Source organism: Catellatospora sp. TT07R-123 (genome assembly GCF_018327705.1).
GTDB lineage: Bacteria > Actinomycetota > Actinomycetes > Mycobacteriales > Micromonosporaceae > Catellatospora.
The window spans coordinates 843,138-859,946 of sequence record NZ_BNEM01000001.1 but is presented as its reverse complement, the minus strand read 5'-3'; the positions used below and the strand labels follow the sequence as shown (position 1 = coordinate 859,946).

The following is a 16,809-nucleotide window of genomic DNA, read 5'->3' as shown; positions in this document are numbered from 1 at the left end:
TCGATGCCTAGACCATTGCACCGCTCGGCGCGCGCCTGGGCGGCATCCGCGCTGCTGGTGGCGCTCACCACGGGGACGGGCCCGACGTCGCCCGCGCTCGCCGACCCGCCCGCCGCCACGCTGTCCGCCCTGAACTACGCCCCCACCTCCCGCACCCTGGCCCCGGTGGCCCTGTACAGCACCACCGGCACCGTGACCAGTCCGCAGAACGTGCTGTCGCAGCAGAACACCCGGCTGTCCGGGACGGGCTCGGCGATCGTGCTCGACTTCGGCAAGGAGGTCGGCGGCCTGACAACCCTGTCCTTCCACGCCACCAGCGACGCCAACCAGCAGGTGGGGCTGGCGTTCAGCGAATCCTCGCTGTACGTCGGGAGCAACAGCGACGCCAGCAACGGCGGCAGCGGCGCCGACGGCGCGATCTTCGGCGCCGCGCCCGCCAACGGCACCTACACGATGCCGGCGGCGAAGCTGCGCGGCGGCTTCCGCTACCTGACCGTCTTCCTGAACACCCCCGGCTGGGTGGACCTGTACCGGGTGTCGTTGCAGTTCAGCCCGGTGCCGTCGATGGTCGACCCGAGCGCCTACCCGAACTACTTCTACTCCAACGACACCCTGCTCAACCGCATCTGGTACGCGGGCGCCTACACCGTGCAGACCAACACCATCGCCCCCGACCAGGGCCGGGTATGGGGCCCGCCGGGCACCGGCTGGAACAACGGCGCCTCCATCGGCGTCGGGGCCAGCGTCCTGACCGACGGCGCCAAGCGCGACCGGACGGTGTGGCCCGGCGACATGGGTATCTCGGTGCCGACGGCGTACGTGTCCACCAACGACATGGTGTCCACCCGCAACTCGCTGCAGACGATGTTCAACGCGCAGACCGCGTCGGGCGAGCTGCCCTACGCCGGCCCGCAGGTCAACTTCTACGGCTCGGACACCTACCACACCTGGTCCCTGCTCGGCACCTCGCTGTACTACTCCTACACCGCCGACAAGACCTGGCTGGACTCGGTCTGGGGCAGGTACAAGCTCGGCATGGCCTTCATCACGAACAAGATCGGCGGCAACGGGCTGCTGAACGTGACCGGAGCCAACGACTGGGCGCGCAGCAACCAGGGCGGCCAGAACATCGCGGCCAACGCCATCCTCTACGCCGCGCTGCTCGGCGGCGCGCAGCTGGCCACCGTGGAGGGCGACACCACCCTTGCCGCCGGCTACAGCGGCAAGGCCGCCACGCTGAAGGCGGCGGCCAACTCGCTGCTGTGGAACCCGGCCGTGGAGCTGTACCGCGACAACCCGGGCAGCACGCTCTACCCGCAGGACGGCAACTCCCTCGCCGTCTGGTACGGCCTGACCGACACCCCCGCCAAGGCCACCGCGATCGCCGGCAACCTGACCTCGCGCTGGAACGCCTTCGGCGCGGTGACCCCGGAGAAGGGCGGCAACATCGGCACCTTCCCCGGCTCGATGGAGGTGCACGCGCAGTTCACGGCGGGCAACGACCAGAAGGGCCTGGACCTGATCCGCCGGGAGTGGGGCTACATGCTCGACAGCCCGATCGGCACGAAGAGCACCTTCTGGGAGGGCTTCAAGGCCGACGGCACGTTCGACTACGGCGGTTCGTACCTGAGCCTGGCACACGGCTGGGCGACCGGCCCCACCTCGGCGCTGACCTTCGACGTGCTGGGCCTGTCGCCCGATCCCAAGGTCGGCGGGTACCGGTTCGTGCCGCACCCGGGCGACCTGACCAGCGTGGAGGGCCGGATCACCCTGCCGCAGGGCGCGCTCGACGCGTCCTGGTCGCGCGACGTCGCGGCCGGCACCTTCGTCTCACACCTGGTCAGCCCGGCCGGCACCACCGGCGTCATCGGGGTTCCCAAACTGGGCGGCGCAAACATCGTGGTGAGCGTCAACGGCGCGACGGTCTGGGACAACGGCACCTTCACCGCCCGGCCGGGCATCACCGGCGGCAGCCAGGACGCCGGCTACGTCTACCTCACCGGCGTCGGCGCCGGCACGTATGACCTGGTCGTGACCGGGGTCGGCGTGCCCGCCGAGCTGCCGGCCGGGTTCACCCTTTGTGCGGTCGAGTCCTCGACCTGCTCCTTCACCGGCACCCGGGTGGTCGCGTTCGGCGCGGGCTCCTACACCTACAAGACCGTCACCAACGGTACGGCGTGCACGGGCGCGGCGATCGGCCCCGATCCGGCGTACGGGGTGCTGAAGTCCTGCTTCGTCGCCCCGGTCGGCGGCCCGAGCGGCTGGACCTCGTGCGCGGCCGAGGGGGGCACGTGCGCCTTCACCGGCACCCGCCGGGTGGCGTTCGGCGCGAACGGTGCGTTCGGCTACGCGCTGCGCTCAGGCGGCACCGCCTGCACCGCCGCGATCTTCGGCGATCCGCTGCCGGGCGCCGCCAAGCAGTGCTACCTGCCCCCGGCAGGCGGCCCGGCCGCCGGCTGGACCGCCTGCGCCGCCGAGAACGCCGTCTGCGCGGCGACGATCGGGCAGCCGATCGCGTACGGCGCGAACGGCGCGTTCGCCCACACCCCCGCCACCGGGTCGGTGACCTGCGGCAACACCCTGTTCGGTGACCCGCTGCCGGGCACGGTGAAATCGTGCTACACCAGGTCGGGCCCGCCCGGCGGCTATTCGAACGTCTGCGCCGCCGAGAACGGCACCTGCACGTTCAGCGGGTTTCAGACCGTGGCGTACGGCGCCAACGGCCGCTACGTGTACCGCTCGTTCACCGGCAGCGCACCCTGCACCAGCACCGCGATGGGCAACGACCCCATGTTCGGGGTAGCCAAGGCCTGCTACCTGGTCGGTTAGCAGGCAGGGCCGGACCACCTGCCGCGGAATTCATGCGGACAGGGAGGTCTGGACGGACGGCTCCTGCCCCCGGAACCATCTCCGGCGGGCAGGAGCCGTCCGTCGCTCAGGCGACGGTGACCGGGACTCGGTTGATCAGGCACCCTGCGGGCGGGCGAGCCCATGGGCCTGCCGACGGCTCACAGCGGGCGGGTGAACATCTTCCGGTTGGCGAAGTTGCGGTATTCCGCGCGCTGGAACGCTTTGAACATGGCGATGTTGCCGGCGTCGCAGTCGCCGCGGATCTCCTCGGCCCCGCCGTCGACGAGCACCTGGGTGCCTCGGGCGACCACGCTGGTGGCGTAGCCCTGACCGCGGCCGATCCTCGCGACGGCGACGAGGCCGATGACCGCGGCGGTGGGCGTACGCGCCGGCATGCTGATCGCCACGGGCGTGTCCGCCGCGTCGTAGCCGATCTCGTACCAGCCGGGCCGGTGGTCCATCTCGAGCATGTCGGCGATGTTGCGTTCGGCCGCGCCGCGCAGGCCGTGCTGGGCGATCTCGGCCTGGAAGATCGAGTCCTGGGTGTCGGTGAAGGTGTCGGCGAGCAGCTCCACGAACGGCGTCTCACCCAGGTCGGCCAGGGAACGCCAGTGCAGCCGCTCGTCTTGGGCCGGCATCGGGTCGCCTGCGGTCCACCGGAACCGGCAGCCGTCGCGGGCGAGGGTGAACCCGGCGTCGGCGAGCAGCTTCTCGCGCAGTTGCGGATCCCGCTGGAACTGGGGAGCCTGGGCCGGGCTGTCCAGGACGTGTCCCTGGGTCTGCGCGCCCAGCTCGCGGGCCTGCTCGGCGGCGTACGCCAGCAGCGCCTCGCCGGTGTCCGGGTCGCCGGGTTCCAGCAGCACGATGTCCATCGGCACCGTGCGGCCGGGCACGGTCCACAGCACCACGTTGCCGGTCAGGCGGCCGTCGCGCTCGGCGACCAGGCACCACTCCGGTCGGGTGCAGCCGCTCTCCAGCAGGCCGGACAGGTACGCGGCGGTCGACGTGTTGCGTTCGTCGTCGTCCGGAAAGGTCGTCAGCGCGGGTATCTCGTCGGGAAGGGCGGTACGGATTGTCAGCACAGTCAGATTCCTACTTCATCGAGGGTGGGCAGGGCGCGCAGGGTGCGGACGGGAGCAGCCAGCAGGGAAGTAGTGCGGTGAACGCCAGGCAGGCGCAGGCGAGCAGCGCCGGGCGCAGGCCGAACCAGGCGCCGGCCAGGCCGCGTAGACTGCTGTCCGTGCTGCGGCGGGCGAAGTCATGAGGCTGTGGGTCTACCTGCCGATCCTGGTGTCGGCGCTGCTGCCCTATGCGGCCCGGTACGTCGCCCGACGCACGGCACCGGCAGCTGCGGCCCGGACCATCACCGCCGCAGTGGTGACGACTTCCGCAGCGACCGTCTGCTGCCTGGCTCTGCTGGCACTGACTCTGCTCGACGACCTGCCGCCGCTGGGAGCCTTCGACCACCGCCCCGAGCTCGGACTGCCCAAGCCGGTGCCAGGCATGATCGCCCTGTCGGCGGCACTGCTGCTGGCGTTCGGTGCCGTGCGCCTCATCCGTGAGATACGTGCTCAGCGGCGCATCCTGCGTCAGCTGAGGGCAGTGGGACAACCGCGGGCGGGGCTGGTCGTGGCGGACATGTCTGAACCGTTCGCGGTGGCCGTGCCGGGTCGACCCGGTCACATCCTCGTGACGACGGGGATGCTTCAGGTGCTGGACGCCGCTGAGCGGCGGGTGCTGTTCGCGCACGAGAACGCCCACCTGGACCGGCGCCACCACCGATGGGTGACCGCCGTGACCTGGTCAGCGGCGGTCAACCCGCTCCAGCGCCGAGTGCCGCCACTGGTGTGCCATCTCGTGGAGCGGTGGGCCGACGAGGACGCCGCCGCCGCGGTCGGAGACCGGCACCTCGTCGCGACTGCGGTGGCGAAGGCGTCGCTGGCCAGCCGTCGGGCTGCTACCGCACCGGCGCTGGGAATGTCCGGTTCCGGGGCGGTGGAGCGGGTCACGGCCATGCAGCACCCGCGCCGGACCAACCGCTGGCAGCCGCTGGTCATCCTGGCTGTGCCGGCGGCGACGCTGCTGGTCGCGGCGTCGTTGGCCATGGTCGACTTCACCCGGGTGGCCGCAGCCTGGCTCGCAATGATCTTGTGACGCAGGCCTCGCCCGAGCGCGACGCCGCAGCTCGGTAGGGCGCGTCGACCGGCCACCGGACTTGCTCGTCGAGGTGTGTGGCGACGGTCCGGCCGGTCGGGACCGCGGCAGGCCGTGTGGCATCGACTGGTATCGACATCAATCCGTGTATGGCAGTATGCCCCGGCGGCGGCAACGACCTGTCGCCTCCGCTTCGCCGCCCGCCGAGGCCTCCTTCCCGACGACCCGGCGCGCAACGTGACAACCTCAGCAGTGTCGTCGGCGGCGGCCGAGAGACGACCGCCGCGCAGGCCGCCGTCACCGAAGCCGTCCTCGGGACCTCGACACTGCCACCCGATAGCCCGGAAGCAGCAGCAGCCCGACGCTTCGCCGCGCTACCCGACCAGGCCCGCCACGACTGGCTCATGCAGCACGTCACCGCGCTGCGCGCCGGACAGCTCACCCTCACGGACCTGCCGTGACCACCGCAGCCGCCCGCCCCGCCCCACGTCACGGCAGCGTTCTGCGGCTGACCCGGCTGTACCTGGCCAGCCGCCGCATCCCGGCCGCCGTCGCCGGCATCGTCATCAGCGCGATCGCACTGCGGATCGCGCTGCACTGGACCTGGACCGCCTACGGTGCCCGGCAGCTTCCCCTGGTCTTCGAAACCGCATGCGCCACGATGATCGCCGTCACCACAGCCAGCCCTTTCGGCGAACCCGAACGAGCCGTCGGGCCGCGGCTGCCGCTGTTGCGGCTGGTCACCGTCGTGGGCCTGACCGCCGCGGCGGCCGGGGTCCTGGCGACCGCTGCCATCGGCACCCACCTGGCAGGCGGAACCCTGGAACTGACACGGAACCTGATCGGACTGACCGGCATCGGACTGCTGTGCGCCGGGCTGCTCGGCGGTGCACTCGCCTGGACCGGGCCCGTCGCCTACCTCGTCGTGTCGGTGTACGCCCTGTACACGCGCTGGCATGGACCAACCCTGTCGTCGCCGTGGATATGGCCGGCGCAGCCGTCGGATGACCGGCTCGCGACGCTGTGCGCGAGTCTGGTGCTCGTCGCCGGCGTGGCCGTCGTCGCGATACGTGGCGCCCGTGCCACGCTCAACGTCCACGACAGCTGACAGAGCAGTGACGCAGACGTGGCCCGGGTCTGCTACCGGGGCGAGGGCGGGCGGTGCCGCACCGAGACGCCGCCGGATGGTTCTGCCCGGACGCGGTCGATGCCGTGCGCGGAGAGCGTGGCGAACGTCAGGTGGCGTGTCTGCGCGAACTCGATCAGCCGCGGCAGTGCGGCCAGAGTGGCCCGCCACGAGCCCGGTGCGGAGGTGGCGTCGCTGTCGTGCAGTAGCAGCGTGGCTCCGCCACGAAGGTTGCGGACGGCTGTCCGGTAAACGGACTCGCCCGTGGCGTGGCTGGTCCAGTCGCGACCCCAGCCGGTCCACAGCACCGGCCGCAGCCCCAGCCGAGTGGCACCGGTCAGCGCGGCGGTGGTCAGCACCCCGTATGGCGGCCGGTACCACGTCGGGGTGGCGCCGGTGGCCTCGGTGACGATGTCGCGACCGAGCCGGATGTCGTCCAGGGTGGCGGCGGGCGTGCGGGCCAGCAGACAGCGGTGGGTGTGGCCGTGTACGGCGACCTCGTGGCCCGCTGCCGCGATGGCGGCGGCGACCTCAGGCGCCCGTAGGACCTCGACGCCGAGAAGGAAGAACGTCGCCTTGATCTGGTATCGGTCGAGCAGGTCCAGCAGCAGGGGAGTGGCCAGTGGATGGGGGCCGTCGTCGAAGGTGAGCGCGACGCTGCTCGGGTGGCCGCGTCCGGCCAGCCGAGGCGTCAACACCCGCACCGGGGCGACGGAGGTGACAGCGGGCAGCGCATGCCAGCCGACTACCGCAGCCGCTGCCGCCGTCGCGGCGGTGAGGACCCTGCCCTTCACCGGCCGGCCCCGGCGGTGGCGGGTTCGGCTGGCCGGGCAGCCGTGGCGTACCGGGCGAGCAGGTCCGCAGGAGGCGGCGCGCAGAACCCGACGTCGGGGCGGCGGTCGCGTCGAAGCGCCGACGTGAGCACGGTGCGCAACTGGTCCCGGTTCTGCGGCCAGGGAGACAGGCCACTGTCGCGCAGCGCTGCGGCGTTGTCGGCGCCGTGGCCCGGCAGCGCCCGATAGGTGATCATCGGGGTGGCGCTGGCCACGGCCTCATGGCAGGTGAGGCCGCCGGCGTTGTGGATGAGAACGTCGGCGGCACGCATCAGGTCGGGCATCTGATCGGTCCAACCCACGGCGATACCGATACCTTCGGCTCGCAGGCGTCGGCGCAGCGCGTGGTTGCCGCCGCACGCGACGACGGGGACCGCCGCGCCGGTGGCGGCGACGTCCCGGGCCGTCGCGGCCAGCCGCCCGACGCCCCATGAGCCGCCGACCACGAGCGCGATCGGTGCGTCCGGCAGACCGAGCCGGCGGCGGACCTCGCGGCGACCGGCCGGGTCGGCCGGCTGGAACGCGGGGTCGACCGCTGGACGGCAGACCGACACCTGCCGGGCTCCGTGGCTCATTGCTCGGTATGCGGTGTCGGGGTGCAGGGCCAGGTGGGCGTCGACACCGGGGGCGATCCAGAGCGGGTGCACCGCAGGGTCGCACAGGTAGGTGACCACCGGCGCGTTGAGGGAGCCGAGGACGCGCAGGCGCCCGAGGACCTGGCTGGCCAGCGGATAGGTGGACACGACCAGGTCATGGCCCTTGGACAGCGCCGCCAGTGCCGTGCCGGTGGCGGCGGTCATCGCCGCCACCGTGAGGTGGCGCAGGGCCGGGTCGTGCAGCAGGCGCAGCAGCGCACCCCAGCTGCGTGGCGCGAACCGCAGCTGCGTGCTGTAGAGGTGGTTGGTCCAGCGTCCACGGTCGGGAAGCAGCTCCAGCAGGTCGCTGATCACGACATGGCTGCCGCGTTCGCGTAGCCGGGCGGCGAGCTGCTTGGCGGCGCCGTTGTGGCCTGCGCCGACGCTCGCCGACACGATCAGGATCCGGCTTCCGTCAAGGTCGAAAGGCACGGGGGCGCACTCCATCACTGGTCGGCCACGGCCCGGCGGCGGGCGCGCAGCAGTTCCACGGCCACCGGGAGCAGTGACAACGCGACGATGCCCACCAGGATCACCTCGATGTGCGCTGCGACGAACGGCAGCTGGCCGAGGAGGTAGCCGGCGGTCGTGACGCCGCATCCCCACAGCACTCCGCCGATGATGTTGTAGACGAGGAACGTGCGGTAGGGCATCGCCGCCGCTCCGGCGACGATCGGGGCGAACGTCCGCACGATCGGCACGAAGCGGGCCAGCACGATGGAACGTCCGCCATGGCGGGTGAAGAACTCCTGGGCGCGTTGCAGGTGCTGCTGCCGGAACAGCCGGGCGTCCGGGCGCCGGAACAGCGCCGGACCGACCCGTCGCCCGAACAGGTAGCCGGCCTGGTCCCCGGCGATGGCCGCCGCCGCGATCGCCGCGCACACCACCCACAGCGGCAGGTGCAGGTACGTCCCGGCGGCGACGAGCAGGCCGGTGGTGAACAGCAGCGAGTCGCCGGGCAGGAAGAACCCGATCAGCAGCCCGGACTCGGCGAACACGATCGCGAGGATCCCGGCCAGGCCGAACACGGCGATGAGGTGCTGCGGGTCGAGGAAACTCGGCGTCACCGGGCTGCTCCTGCGGTGGTCTGCGTGAGTGCGCCGGCGCGGCGCCGGTACAGGTGGTCGGTGGTCGCCACGGCCGCGGTCGCCGCCGCGGCGATCAGCGCCGCCACGGCGATGTCGGACGGGTAGTGCACCCCGGCGTAGACGCGGGCCGCACCGATCGCCACGGCCACGATCGTCAGCGGCACAGCCCACATCCGGTACAGGAAGACCGAGATGGCCGCGGCGATGGTGAACGCGGCGGTGGCGTGATCGCTGGGCATCGACACCCCGGGTTCGTGCGGGATCAGCTGCTGCACGTGGTGGGTCTGGAACGGCCGCAGCTCGTGGCTCAGGCCGGACACGGCCGTGGCCGCGACGAACGCGATGGCCAGGGTCGCGCCGACGAGTGTGAGCTGCCGATGCCTGCGTTGCCGGGCGGCGTGTACGCATATCAGGGCCGCGGTCGCGAACAGCAGGTAGATGGCGGTGGAAGCGGTGAACCTCGCGACGGCGTCCAGGCCGCTGGAGCGTCCGGCCCATCCGTTGACGAACGCGAACAACTCGTAGTTCATGTCGTGCCACCTGCTTCCTCGCTGTTTGCCGTCACCGTAGGAACCGCCGGCTGAGAAAGCGTTGAAGAACGTTCAGGCCACCCCGACCTGCGACGACGCCGGTCACCGATCCTCCGGCTCTGATCGAGGTACCTGCGGCCTTGGGCGTGTCGCCGCGGAAACTCCTACAGCGTGTAGGTCGGATGCAACTATTCATGACTTAGGTCCTATAGCGGCCTTACGGGCTGGAAGTGATATCAGTGTCGAATATCGGTAGCGACGAGGGTTCGCCGGCAGCGGCCGTTGAATCTCGGTCGCGTGCCACCCGCGGGCCAGGCAGCGTCCGCAGAGCACTCGTCGGCCTGTCCCGCAGACTCATGGACCTGCTCCTGGCCCACATCGGGCTCGGCGACCGACCGGCGCAACGCTGGACCAGCCGGGCCGTCGACTGGCACCTCGCACTGCGCTACAGCAACCCGGCGCTGCGCCGTGTCAGCCTCGACCGGTGGACGGTGCCCGCCCGCCTCACCGCTGATGCGACTCCGCTGTCAGCACGGGAACTGGCGCTCAACACTGTGCTGTCGGTGGTTCGAGAAGCGGGCGTGGACCACTTCTGTGTTCGGCCCCTGGACGACCGCACCTCAGCAGTCGGCATCAGCTCCGAGTCGCGAAGGGCGGTCCTGCGCGCCTTGCGCCGCCTGGCCCTGCAGCAGCCGATCTTCGTCGCGCCCGTGACAGACGACGGCATGCAGGGCGACCCGCTGCCCGCCACCTCCAACCACATCTGGCGGCTACTGGCCGCCCACCGCGTCATCCGCTGCACCGAATACCTCACCGAGCCCACCGGCCGTCTGCTGCTCGGCCCACAGCACGGCTGCGACCTCGAAGTCTGGAGCCCGACCGATCACGGGACGTTGCGGGCACCGCGTCCGAACCGGGTCGCCGACACCGTGCCCGCCGCCGACCAGCCGATCACCCTCCGTGACCATGTATTCACGCGCCTGCTTGCGCCATCCGAAGACCACGTCCAACGCCGCACCCGCACCGAGTTCGCCGGGCTGCTGCTCGACGACATCTGTTTTCCGATCGATGTCGTCTACACCTGGGTCGACGACACCGACCCCGTCTGGCAAGCCCGCCAGCGGGCGGCATTGACCGAGCACCAACGCCCCACAGTTGCTCAGGCCACCGACGCGTCCCGCTTCGGCAACCACGACGAACTGCGCTACTCGCTGCGCTCGCTGCACCTGTACGCCCCGTGGGTACGCCGGATCTGGCTGGTTACCGACGACCAGGTGCCCCGGTGGCTCGCCCCGGGGCAGGACCAGGTCACTGTCGTGAGCCACAAGGAGCTGTTCGGCGACCGCGGGCGGCTGCCGACGTTCAACTCCCACGCCATCGAAACGCAACTGCACCGCATCGACGGTCTGTCCGACCACTTCCTGTACTTCAACGACGACGTGTTCCTCGGCCGGCCGCTGACCCCTGGCGTCTTCTTCCAGCCCAACGGGCTCTCCAAGCTGTTCCCGTCCCGAGGCAAAGTCGAGCCGGGACCCGTCGACCCGCACGATCTTGCCTCGACCGCAGCCGGCAAGAACAACCGGGACTTGATCATGCGGGACTTCGGCTGGTACCTGACGTACAAGATGAAGCACGTGCCGCATCCACTGCGCCGTGACGTGCTGGTCGAGATGCAGCGGCGCTACGCGGCCCCGCTGGAGACCACCGCCGCGAACCAGTTCCGCGATCCCGCAGACGTCTCACTGCCGTCCTCGGCCTACCACTACTACGCCCTGGCCACCGGCCGGGCGGCCATCGGACGTATCACCAGCGGCTACGTCAACCTCGCGGCCGTCGACATCGCTGACCGGCTGCATCGGCTGTCGAGCCGCCGCGCGATGGACGTGTTCTGCATCAATGACGACGAAGGCACCCTGGTCGAACGCCGCCACCGCGCGCAGTTGCTGGCGCGGTTCCTCAACAGCTACTTTCCGGTTGCCGCACCGTGGGAACTGCCCGACCACCACCGCACGAGCCCGCGAATGTGACCGCCACGCCAGTGGGTGCGGCGCCGGCTGACACGGCCGCCGCAGGCCTCGGCGGTACTGTCGCAGCCGATCGGCCGACGGCCGTGCCGTATCCGGCCGATTCGCAGATGGCGCGCTGCCGTCGCAGGTGCAGGTGGGATGGTGGGACCGTGGGTGGCGCTTCGATCGTGATCGGGCCGGCGTTCGGGCTGGTGCTGGTCGTGCTGTGTGCGGCCGCAGCGGTGAGCGCCCGGTGGGCCGGGCTGCGAGTGTCGCGGGCCGTCGTCGGTGCGGGCGTGCGGGCGGCGGTGCAGCTGGCGGTCGTGTCGCTGCTGATCACGTGGGTGCTGCGGACGTGGGGTGCTACTGCGGCGTTCGTCGTGTTGATGATCGTTGTGGCGTCGGTGACCAGCGCCCGGCGGATCAGCCGCGACCGCAGCGCCTGGTGGGCGGCCGCAGCGATCATGGCAGGGCTCGTGCCGGTGCTGGCGCTGATCGTCGCTGCCGGGACGGTGCCGTGGCAGACCGTGGCGGTGGTGCCGGTGGCCGGGATCCTCATCGGCGGAGCGATGTCGGCGACGTCGCTGGCCGGCCGCCGGATCATGGAAGACCTGACGGTCCGCCGCGGGGAATACGAGGCCCTGCTGGCGCTCGGGTTCACCGAACCGGACGCGGTACGGGAACTGTGCCGGCCGTTCGTGGGGCAGGCCCTGCATCCGGCGCTGGACCAGACCCGGACCGTGGGCCTGGTGACGCTGCCCGGCGCGTTCGTCGGGGTGCTGCTGGGCGGCGGCGGCCCGGTCCAGGCCGGCGCCACCCAGCTGCTCGTGCTGGTCGGGCTGCTGGCAGCCGAGACGATCGCGGTGATCGTCGTGCTGGAGCTGGTGGCCCGCGACGTGATCCGCAGGCCGTCGGTGCGTTAGCCGGCGTCGCGGCGGATGACGCTGGTATCGATGCGCCCGCACCGCACGACGGTGAGCACCGCGGCGGCGCAGAGGCTCACCACCGTCACCACCACGACCACAGCCAGGTACGTCCAGGCGACGTGGGGGTGGTCCGGTGGCGGGTCGAACACCCCGGTCAGCGCCGCCAGCAGCACCGCGGTGATCACCGCCGCGGTGCCCGCCCCGAACAGCGCCGCCAGCACCCCGATAGCGCAGGCTTCGGCGGCGACGAACCCGGTCAGCTGGCGGCGGCTGGCCCCCAGCAGCGCCGCGAGGGTGAACGTGCGCCGCCGCTCGGTCAGTGTCAGCGCCGGCAGCAGGCCCGCGGCGGTCGCGGTGAGCAGCAGCGCGAATGAGAGCTCGATGGTGGTGAGGGTGCCCAGGTCGACGGCGGTGAGGCTGGAGCCGATGCTCGCGGCGGTGGTGGTGAGGTCGGTGACGGTGGCGGCCGGTCCCAGGCGGTCGCGTGCCGTGGCGGCGACCTGTGGCGGTGCCGCGGTGGTGGTGAGCAGGTAGGTGTGGTTGGCGGGCGGGTCGGCGACCTGGTCGAGGTAGGCGGCGTTGGCGACGAAGAAGCTGTCTTTGGGCGCGGTCGGGAACTCGGCGACGGTGCCGATGTAGTGGAAGACGGCGGTGGCCGGGGTGCTGGCCGCTGACGGGATCCGCAGGGTGATCGTGTCGCCGGGGCGCAGCTGGTAGTCGGTGACGGTCTCGGCGGAGACCAGGACGGCGTCGGGTTGCCGGGCCAGGCGCTGCATCAGGTCGGCGGCGGTGCCGCCGGTGAACCAGCTGTCCTGCAGCCCGGTGCCGATGATGGTGGCCGCGTTGACGCCGTACATGTCCTGAAGGTCGGATCCGATGTAGGCGTAGCGGTGCTGCAGGGGTTCGACGTGACTGACCCCGCTGATGGCGGACAGGTCGGCGGTGCCGGTCGTGGTGACGGTGACGTCGGCGCCGTTGGTGAGCCTGGCGTCGACGTCGGCTTGTGCCCGGTAGGTGGTGTTGAACGTCGCGGTCGTGGCCGCGAACGCCAGCGTCAGTGCCAGCACGGTGACGGTCTGGGCGATCAGGTGCCGATTGCGGGTCAGGGTCGCGGCGGTGACCGGAGCCAGTTGCCTGGTCCAGGGTCGCAGCAGGGCGGTCAGCGCCCGGCCGCGGCCCAGCAGCGTGTGGGTCAGCCGGTAGGTGGTCAGGGCGGCGGCCAGCCACAGCAGCGCCGGGGCGGTGAACGCCCAGTAGTCGACCGAGATCGCGGCGACGCCTTCGGGGGCGAGGACCAGCTGGTAGCCGGTGCCGCTGGTCTGATGCCAGATCAGTGCTCCCGCGACGGCGAGCAGCACGATCAGTGCCGGATGGGGCAGCCGGTGTGCGGGTGCGGTGGTGTAGGCGGCGTGGACGGTGTCGTTGCGTACCTGCCGCCAGGTCGGCAGCAGTACCGCTGCCAGTGCGATGACCAGTGCCGCGGCTGCGGCCGCGGCTGACCACAGGGCGGCGTCGGCGGGTGCGGCGCCCCAGCTGGGGTCGCCGGTGGTGGCTTGCCCCAGCGCTGCTGCGGCGGCGAGTCCCGCGACGGTGGCGCAGGCGGCGATCAGCAGGGTCTCGGCGGCGGCCAGCTTCAGCAGTTGCCGGGTCGTCGCGCCGCGGGCGCGGGCCAGGGCGTGGTCGCGGCGGCGTGAGGCTGCCCCGGCTGCGGCGATGATCGCGGTGACGGTCGCGGCCAGGACCGCGCCGGGCAGGCCGAGGAACAGCAGCAGGACCGTGGCGTAGGCGGCGTCGCTGCGGGCGGCGTCGAGGGTGGCGGCGAGGTTGTCCCCGACCTGGCCGCCGCCGGCCAGGTCCGCTGCCAGGTGCTGGGCGGCGCGGGTGTCGGCGAGGTAGGCCTGGGCCGGCGACCGGGGCAGGTGGTGGTCGCGGGTGGCGTGGATCTGCACCGACAGTGCCGACGGGTCGGCCGCGGCGATCGGGGCGATCAGGTCGGCGTAGTCGGCTGCCGGGAGCAGCAGCACGTTGTCCGGGGGTGCTGCCGGCTGCGCGCCGGTGGGTGCGCCGACGGTCTGGAACAGGGCGTTGGCCTGCGGCAGGTCGACGATTCCGGCGACGGTGACGGCCGCGTCGGGCAGACCCGGCCGGGTGATGGTGATGGTGGTGCCGGGCACGGCGTGCAGGTTCGCCGCGGTCTGCTGCGCGAGCAGGACACCTTGGTCTGACCCGGCGAGGGTGCGCAGCTGGCCCGGGAAGTCGGCGCGGTAGCCGTCGGGCAGCCCGAGCGCGACTGCCTGACCGGTGCGGTGGTTCGTCGAAGCTGTGGTCGCCGACAGGCCGGGCACGGTGGCATAGCCGACTGCGGCGGTGGTGACGGTGCCTGGTTGAGCGGCCACGGCCTGCCGTACGGCGGCCGGGTCGCTGCCCGGGGTGACCTGCACCTGCCAGTCGACGGCGATGCGCGCGGCGGCGCGGGCGGTCATGCTGGCCTGCGACCCGGCCAGGAACATGCCCAGGCATGCCAGCAGCGCCACCGCGGCGGCGACACCGGTGGCGGCACCGGCCGTCCGGCCGGGACGGTGGCGGAGCAGGCCCCGCAGCCACAACGTGATCACAGTCCGTCTCCTGCCGTGCGGGAACCGGGTTCGGTGCACAGGTTGCCGTCGTCGATGTGCCAGCGATGCGGCAGCTGCGCGGCGATGTCCCGATCGTGGGTGGCGATCAGCAGCGCCGCGCCGGTCGCGGTCGCGGTCTCCCGCAGCGTCGCGACCACCTGTACGGCGGTGTCGTGGTCGAGATGGCCGGTCGGTTCGTCGGCCAGGATCAGCTTCGGGGCCATCGCCAGCGCCCTGGCGATGGCGACCCGTTGGGCCTGACCGGACGACAGTTCGACCGGCAACCGTGCCGCCAGCTGCGTCAGACCCAGGGACCGCAGCGCGGCGTCCGCGGCGCGGGCAGCCGGATCCGGTGCGCTGCCGGACAGCAGCAGCGGCAGCGCGACGTTCTGCCGGACGTCGAGGGCGTCGATCAGGCTCGGCGCCTGGAAGATGATCGCGACGGCGGTGTGGTCGCGGCGCGGATCACCGCCGAGATCGGGCCAGGAGATCCCGCCCGAGGTGGGTGCCTGCAGGCCGGCGATGAGGTGCAGCAGCGTCGACTTGCCCGACCCGGACACGCCGGTGAGGGCTGTCTGCTGCCCGGCGCGGATGGTGCAGGTCGCCTCCCGCACCGCGTGTACCGGCCCGAACCTGCAGGCGGCCCGCGCGGCCGCGAACAGCGTCGCCGACTGCTGCGGCAGGGCGGTCATCGGTCCGTCTCCCCATGAGCCGCCGTCGTGGCCAGCCGCCCGTCATGCAGCCGCAGAACCCGGTCGCAGGCGCCGAGCACGCGCGGGCTGTGGGTGGCGACGACTACCGCGGTCCCGGCGCGGGCGGTGTCGGTCAGCATGTCCAGCAGCTGCTGCTCGCTGTCGGTGTCGAGTTCGGCGGTGGGTTCGTCGGCGATCAGCAGCGCGGGGTCGTTGACCATGGCCACGGCCAGCGCGGCGCGGGTGGCCTGTCCGCCCGACAACTGTGCGGGCATCCGGTCGCCGAGGCCGGCGATGCCTGCCGCGTGCAGCCGGACGTCGACGTGTACGCGGGTGCGGGCGTCGGCGAGCTTGCGGGCGAAGCGCAGGTTCTGCCCGACGGTCAGGTGCGGCAGCAGGTTGCCGTGCTGGTACAGCACGCCGATGGACGCGGCCCGGATCCGTGCGCGTTCGGGTTCGGGACGGTGGCTCAACGGCTGCCCGGCCACGAACACCGTGCCGCCATCCGGTTCGTCCAGCCCCGCCAGCAGCGCCAGCAGCGTCGACTTACCCGATCCGGACGGCCCGGCGACCGCGACCAGCTCGCCGGCCTCGACGGCGAACGAGACTCCGGCCAGGGCCTGGGTCTCCTCCCCGGCGGCGCGGAAGAAGCGGTGCAACCGGTGCGCGAGCACGACCTGGTGCGGTTGCGGGACCGGGGCCGGCCAGCGCCGCTGCCGTTCGGTGTCCGCGCCGGTCATGGCGTGTACGCCAGCGAGTCGGTGACGATGCGCCACGGGTCGACGTTGTCGGCGCCGTGCGGTCCGGACAGGGTGATGCTGATGATCTTCCCGGCGTGGAAGTACTGGTAGCGCTCCACGTCATCGTTGATGATCTTTCCGGTGACCGGGTCGGCGGGTGCGTCGGCGCGGTACGTCACCAGCAGCACCGTTCCGCCCTTCCGGTCGACCGTCTTCACCTCGCCGGGCGTGAAGTTCTTGGCCGTGCGCTGCAACTCGACCAGGTCGGCTCGGCCGGATGCCGCGTCCGGCGCGGTCTGGGCCGGTTCGGACCGCAGCACGATGGTGTTGAGCTTGTCGGTGAACCGCACCGCTCCGCCGGCCTCCGTGCGGCTCCAGCCTTCGGGCACTTTCACGGTGTAGCCGCCCTCCGGCGGTGTGTACGCCACGAACACCTGGTTGTCGGGAATGTCGCCGATCGGGTTGTTCTCAGCCGGTGTGGCCGTCGACGGCGCGGTCGCGCAACCGGCGGTGGCCAGGAGCAGCGCAGCCGCGGCGAGCCAGGCACGTCGCCTGATCCGAGTGATCTCCATGACCGGCGAAACTAGACCCGGTCTGCTTAGACCAGCCTGAAG

General features: G+C 71.8%; 15 protein-coding genes. 6 read left to right on the top strand and 9 right to left on the bottom strand.

From position 1 onward, the window contains the following. The first annotated feature begins 3 nt into the window (after nucleotides 1-3). Nucleotides 4-2,829 carry a hypothetical protein gene (locus tag Cs7R123_RS03660; RefSeq protein ID WP_212823396.1) on the top strand — a complete coding sequence of 942 codons (2,826 nt, stop codon included), beginning with the start codon at nucleotides 4-6 and terminating at the stop codon, nucleotides 2,827-2,829. Between the two features lie 179 nt (nucleotides 2,830-3,008). On the opposite strand, the gene Cs7R123_RS03655 is transcribed toward Cs7R123_RS03660, so the two are convergent. Beyond that, nucleotides 3,009-3,932 (bottom strand): mycothiol acetyltransferase, encoded by a 924-nt coding sequence (locus Cs7R123_RS03655; protein WP_244871594.1) that lies wholly within the window; start codon nucleotides 3,930-3,932, stop codon nucleotides 3,009-3,011. 178 nt (nucleotides 3,933-4,110) lie between these two features. Between Cs7R123_RS03655 and Cs7R123_RS03650 the strand changes: the two genes are divergently transcribed. From Cs7R123_RS03650 to Cs7R123_RS03640, 3 genes are all read left to right on the top strand, one after another. Further along, nucleotides 4,111-5,004, top strand: coding sequence for a M56 family metallopeptidase (locus Cs7R123_RS03650; RefSeq protein ID WP_212823395.1), 894 nt, complete (start codon nucleotides 4,111-4,113; stop codon nucleotides 5,002-5,004). A 149-nt stretch (nucleotides 5,005-5,153) separates the two neighbouring features. After that, complete coding sequence (locus tag Cs7R123_RS03645; protein ID WP_212823394.1) at nucleotides 5,154-5,465, top strand: hypothetical protein; 312 nt, start codon at nucleotides 5,154-5,156, stop codon at nucleotides 5,463-5,465. Continuing rightward, entirely contained in the window at nucleotides 5,462-6,112 is a 651-nt protein-coding gene (locus Cs7R123_RS03640) for a hypothetical protein (protein WP_212823393.1), read from the top strand. Before Cs7R123_RS03645 ends, Cs7R123_RS03640 begins: the two co-directional genes overlap by 4 nt. 32 nt (nucleotides 6,113-6,144) lie before the next feature. Here the strand turns inward: Cs7R123_RS03640 and Cs7R123_RS03635 are convergent, their stop codons facing one another. Genes Cs7R123_RS03635 through Cs7R123_RS03620 form a run of 4 tightly spaced genes read right to left on the bottom strand, consistent with a single transcriptional unit; the run spans nucleotide 6,145 to nucleotide 9,216 of the window. Continuing rightward, nucleotides 6,145-6,924, bottom strand: coding sequence for a polysaccharide deacetylase family protein (locus Cs7R123_RS03635; protein WP_212823392.1), 780 nt, complete (start codon nucleotides 6,922-6,924; stop codon nucleotides 6,145-6,147). Beyond that, nucleotides 6,921-8,030: a glycosyltransferase gene (locus tag Cs7R123_RS03630; RefSeq protein WP_212823391.1), complete on the bottom strand. Its 1,110-nt coding sequence runs from the start codon at nucleotides 8,028-8,030 to the stop codon at nucleotides 6,921-6,923. Before Cs7R123_RS03630 ends, Cs7R123_RS03635 begins: the two co-directional genes overlap by 4 nt. A gap of 14 nt (nucleotides 8,031-8,044) precedes the next feature. Continuing rightward, nucleotides 8,045-8,665: a DedA family protein gene (locus Cs7R123_RS03625; RefSeq protein WP_212823390.1), complete on the bottom strand. Its 621-nt coding sequence runs from the start codon at nucleotides 8,663-8,665 to the stop codon at nucleotides 8,045-8,047. Further along, nucleotides 8,662-9,216 (bottom strand): phosphatase PAP2 family protein, encoded by a 555-nt coding sequence (locus tag Cs7R123_RS03620; RefSeq protein WP_212823388.1) that lies wholly within the window; start codon nucleotides 9,214-9,216, stop codon nucleotides 8,662-8,664. The genes Cs7R123_RS03625 and Cs7R123_RS03620 overlap by 4 nt, the downstream gene beginning before the upstream one ends. 491 nt (nucleotides 9,217-9,707) lie before the next feature. Between Cs7R123_RS03620 and Cs7R123_RS03615 the strand changes: the two genes are divergently transcribed. Further along, nucleotides 9,708-11,243, top strand: coding sequence for a stealth family protein (locus Cs7R123_RS03615; protein WP_212823387.1), 1,536 nt, complete (start codon nucleotides 9,708-9,710; stop codon nucleotides 11,241-11,243). Nucleotides 11,244-11,392: 149 nt separating this feature from the next. Next, nucleotides 11,393-12,145 carry an ABC transporter permease gene (locus Cs7R123_RS03610; protein ID WP_244871593.1) on the top strand — a complete coding sequence of 251 codons (753 nt, stop codon included), beginning with the start codon at nucleotides 11,393-11,395 and terminating at the stop codon, nucleotides 12,143-12,145. Here the strand turns inward: Cs7R123_RS03610 and Cs7R123_RS03605 are convergent. The 4 genes from Cs7R123_RS03605 to Cs7R123_RS03590 are packed head-to-tail and all read right to left on the bottom strand — an operon-like array spanning nucleotide 12,142 to nucleotide 16,767. Beyond that, nucleotides 12,142-14,763, bottom strand: coding sequence for an FtsX-like permease family protein (locus Cs7R123_RS03605; RefSeq protein WP_212823384.1), 2,622 nt, complete (start codon nucleotides 14,761-14,763; stop codon nucleotides 12,142-12,144). The genes Cs7R123_RS03610 and Cs7R123_RS03605 overlap by 4 nt on opposite strands. Beyond that, nucleotides 14,760-15,455 (bottom strand): ABC transporter ATP-binding protein, encoded by a 696-nt coding sequence (locus tag Cs7R123_RS03600; protein ID WP_212823383.1) that lies wholly within the window; start codon nucleotides 15,453-15,455, stop codon nucleotides 14,760-14,762. The genes Cs7R123_RS03605 and Cs7R123_RS03600 overlap by 4 nt, the downstream gene beginning before the upstream one ends. Beyond that, nucleotides 15,452-16,195 (bottom strand): ABC transporter ATP-binding protein, encoded by a 744-nt coding sequence (locus Cs7R123_RS03595; protein ID WP_212823381.1) that lies wholly within the window; start codon nucleotides 16,193-16,195, stop codon nucleotides 15,452-15,454. The genes Cs7R123_RS03600 and Cs7R123_RS03595 overlap by 4 nt, the downstream gene beginning before the upstream one ends. Next, nucleotides 16,192-16,767 (bottom strand): hypothetical protein, encoded by a 576-nt coding sequence (locus Cs7R123_RS03590; RefSeq protein ID WP_212823379.1) that lies wholly within the window; start codon nucleotides 16,765-16,767, stop codon nucleotides 16,192-16,194. Before Cs7R123_RS03590 ends, Cs7R123_RS03595 begins: the two co-directional genes overlap by 4 nt. Nucleotides 16,768-16,809 lie beyond the last annotated feature (42 nt).

Excerpts from the sequence above, each read along its gene's own strand:
- Cs7R123_RS03660 (WP_212823396.1), top strand. The coding sequence starts at position 4 with ATGCCTAGACCATTGCACCGCTCGGCGCGCGCCTGGGCGGCATCCGCG.
- Cs7R123_RS03650 (WP_212823395.1), top strand. The coding sequence starts at position 4,111 with ATGAGGCTGTGGGTCTACCTGCCGATCCTGGTGTCGGCGCTGCTGCCC.
- Cs7R123_RS03645 (WP_212823394.1), top strand. The coding sequence starts at position 5,154 with ATGGCAGTATGCCCCGGCGGCGGCAACGACCTGTCGCCTCCGCTTCGC.
- Cs7R123_RS03620 (WP_212823388.1), bottom strand. The coding sequence starts at position 9,216 with ATGAACTACGAGTTGTTCGCGTTCGTCAACGGATGGGCCGGACGCTCC.
- Cs7R123_RS03600 (WP_212823383.1), bottom strand. The coding sequence starts at position 15,455 with ATGACCGCCCTGCCGCAGCAGTCGGCGACGCTGTTCGCGGCCGCGCGG.
- Cs7R123_RS03595 (WP_212823381.1), bottom strand. The coding sequence starts at position 16,195 with ATGACCGGCGCGGACACCGAACGGCAGCGGCGCTGGCCGGCCCCGGTC.
- Cs7R123_RS03590 (WP_212823379.1), bottom strand. The coding sequence starts at position 16,767 with ATGGAGATCACTCGGATCAGGCGACGTGCCTGGCTCGCCGCGGCTGCG.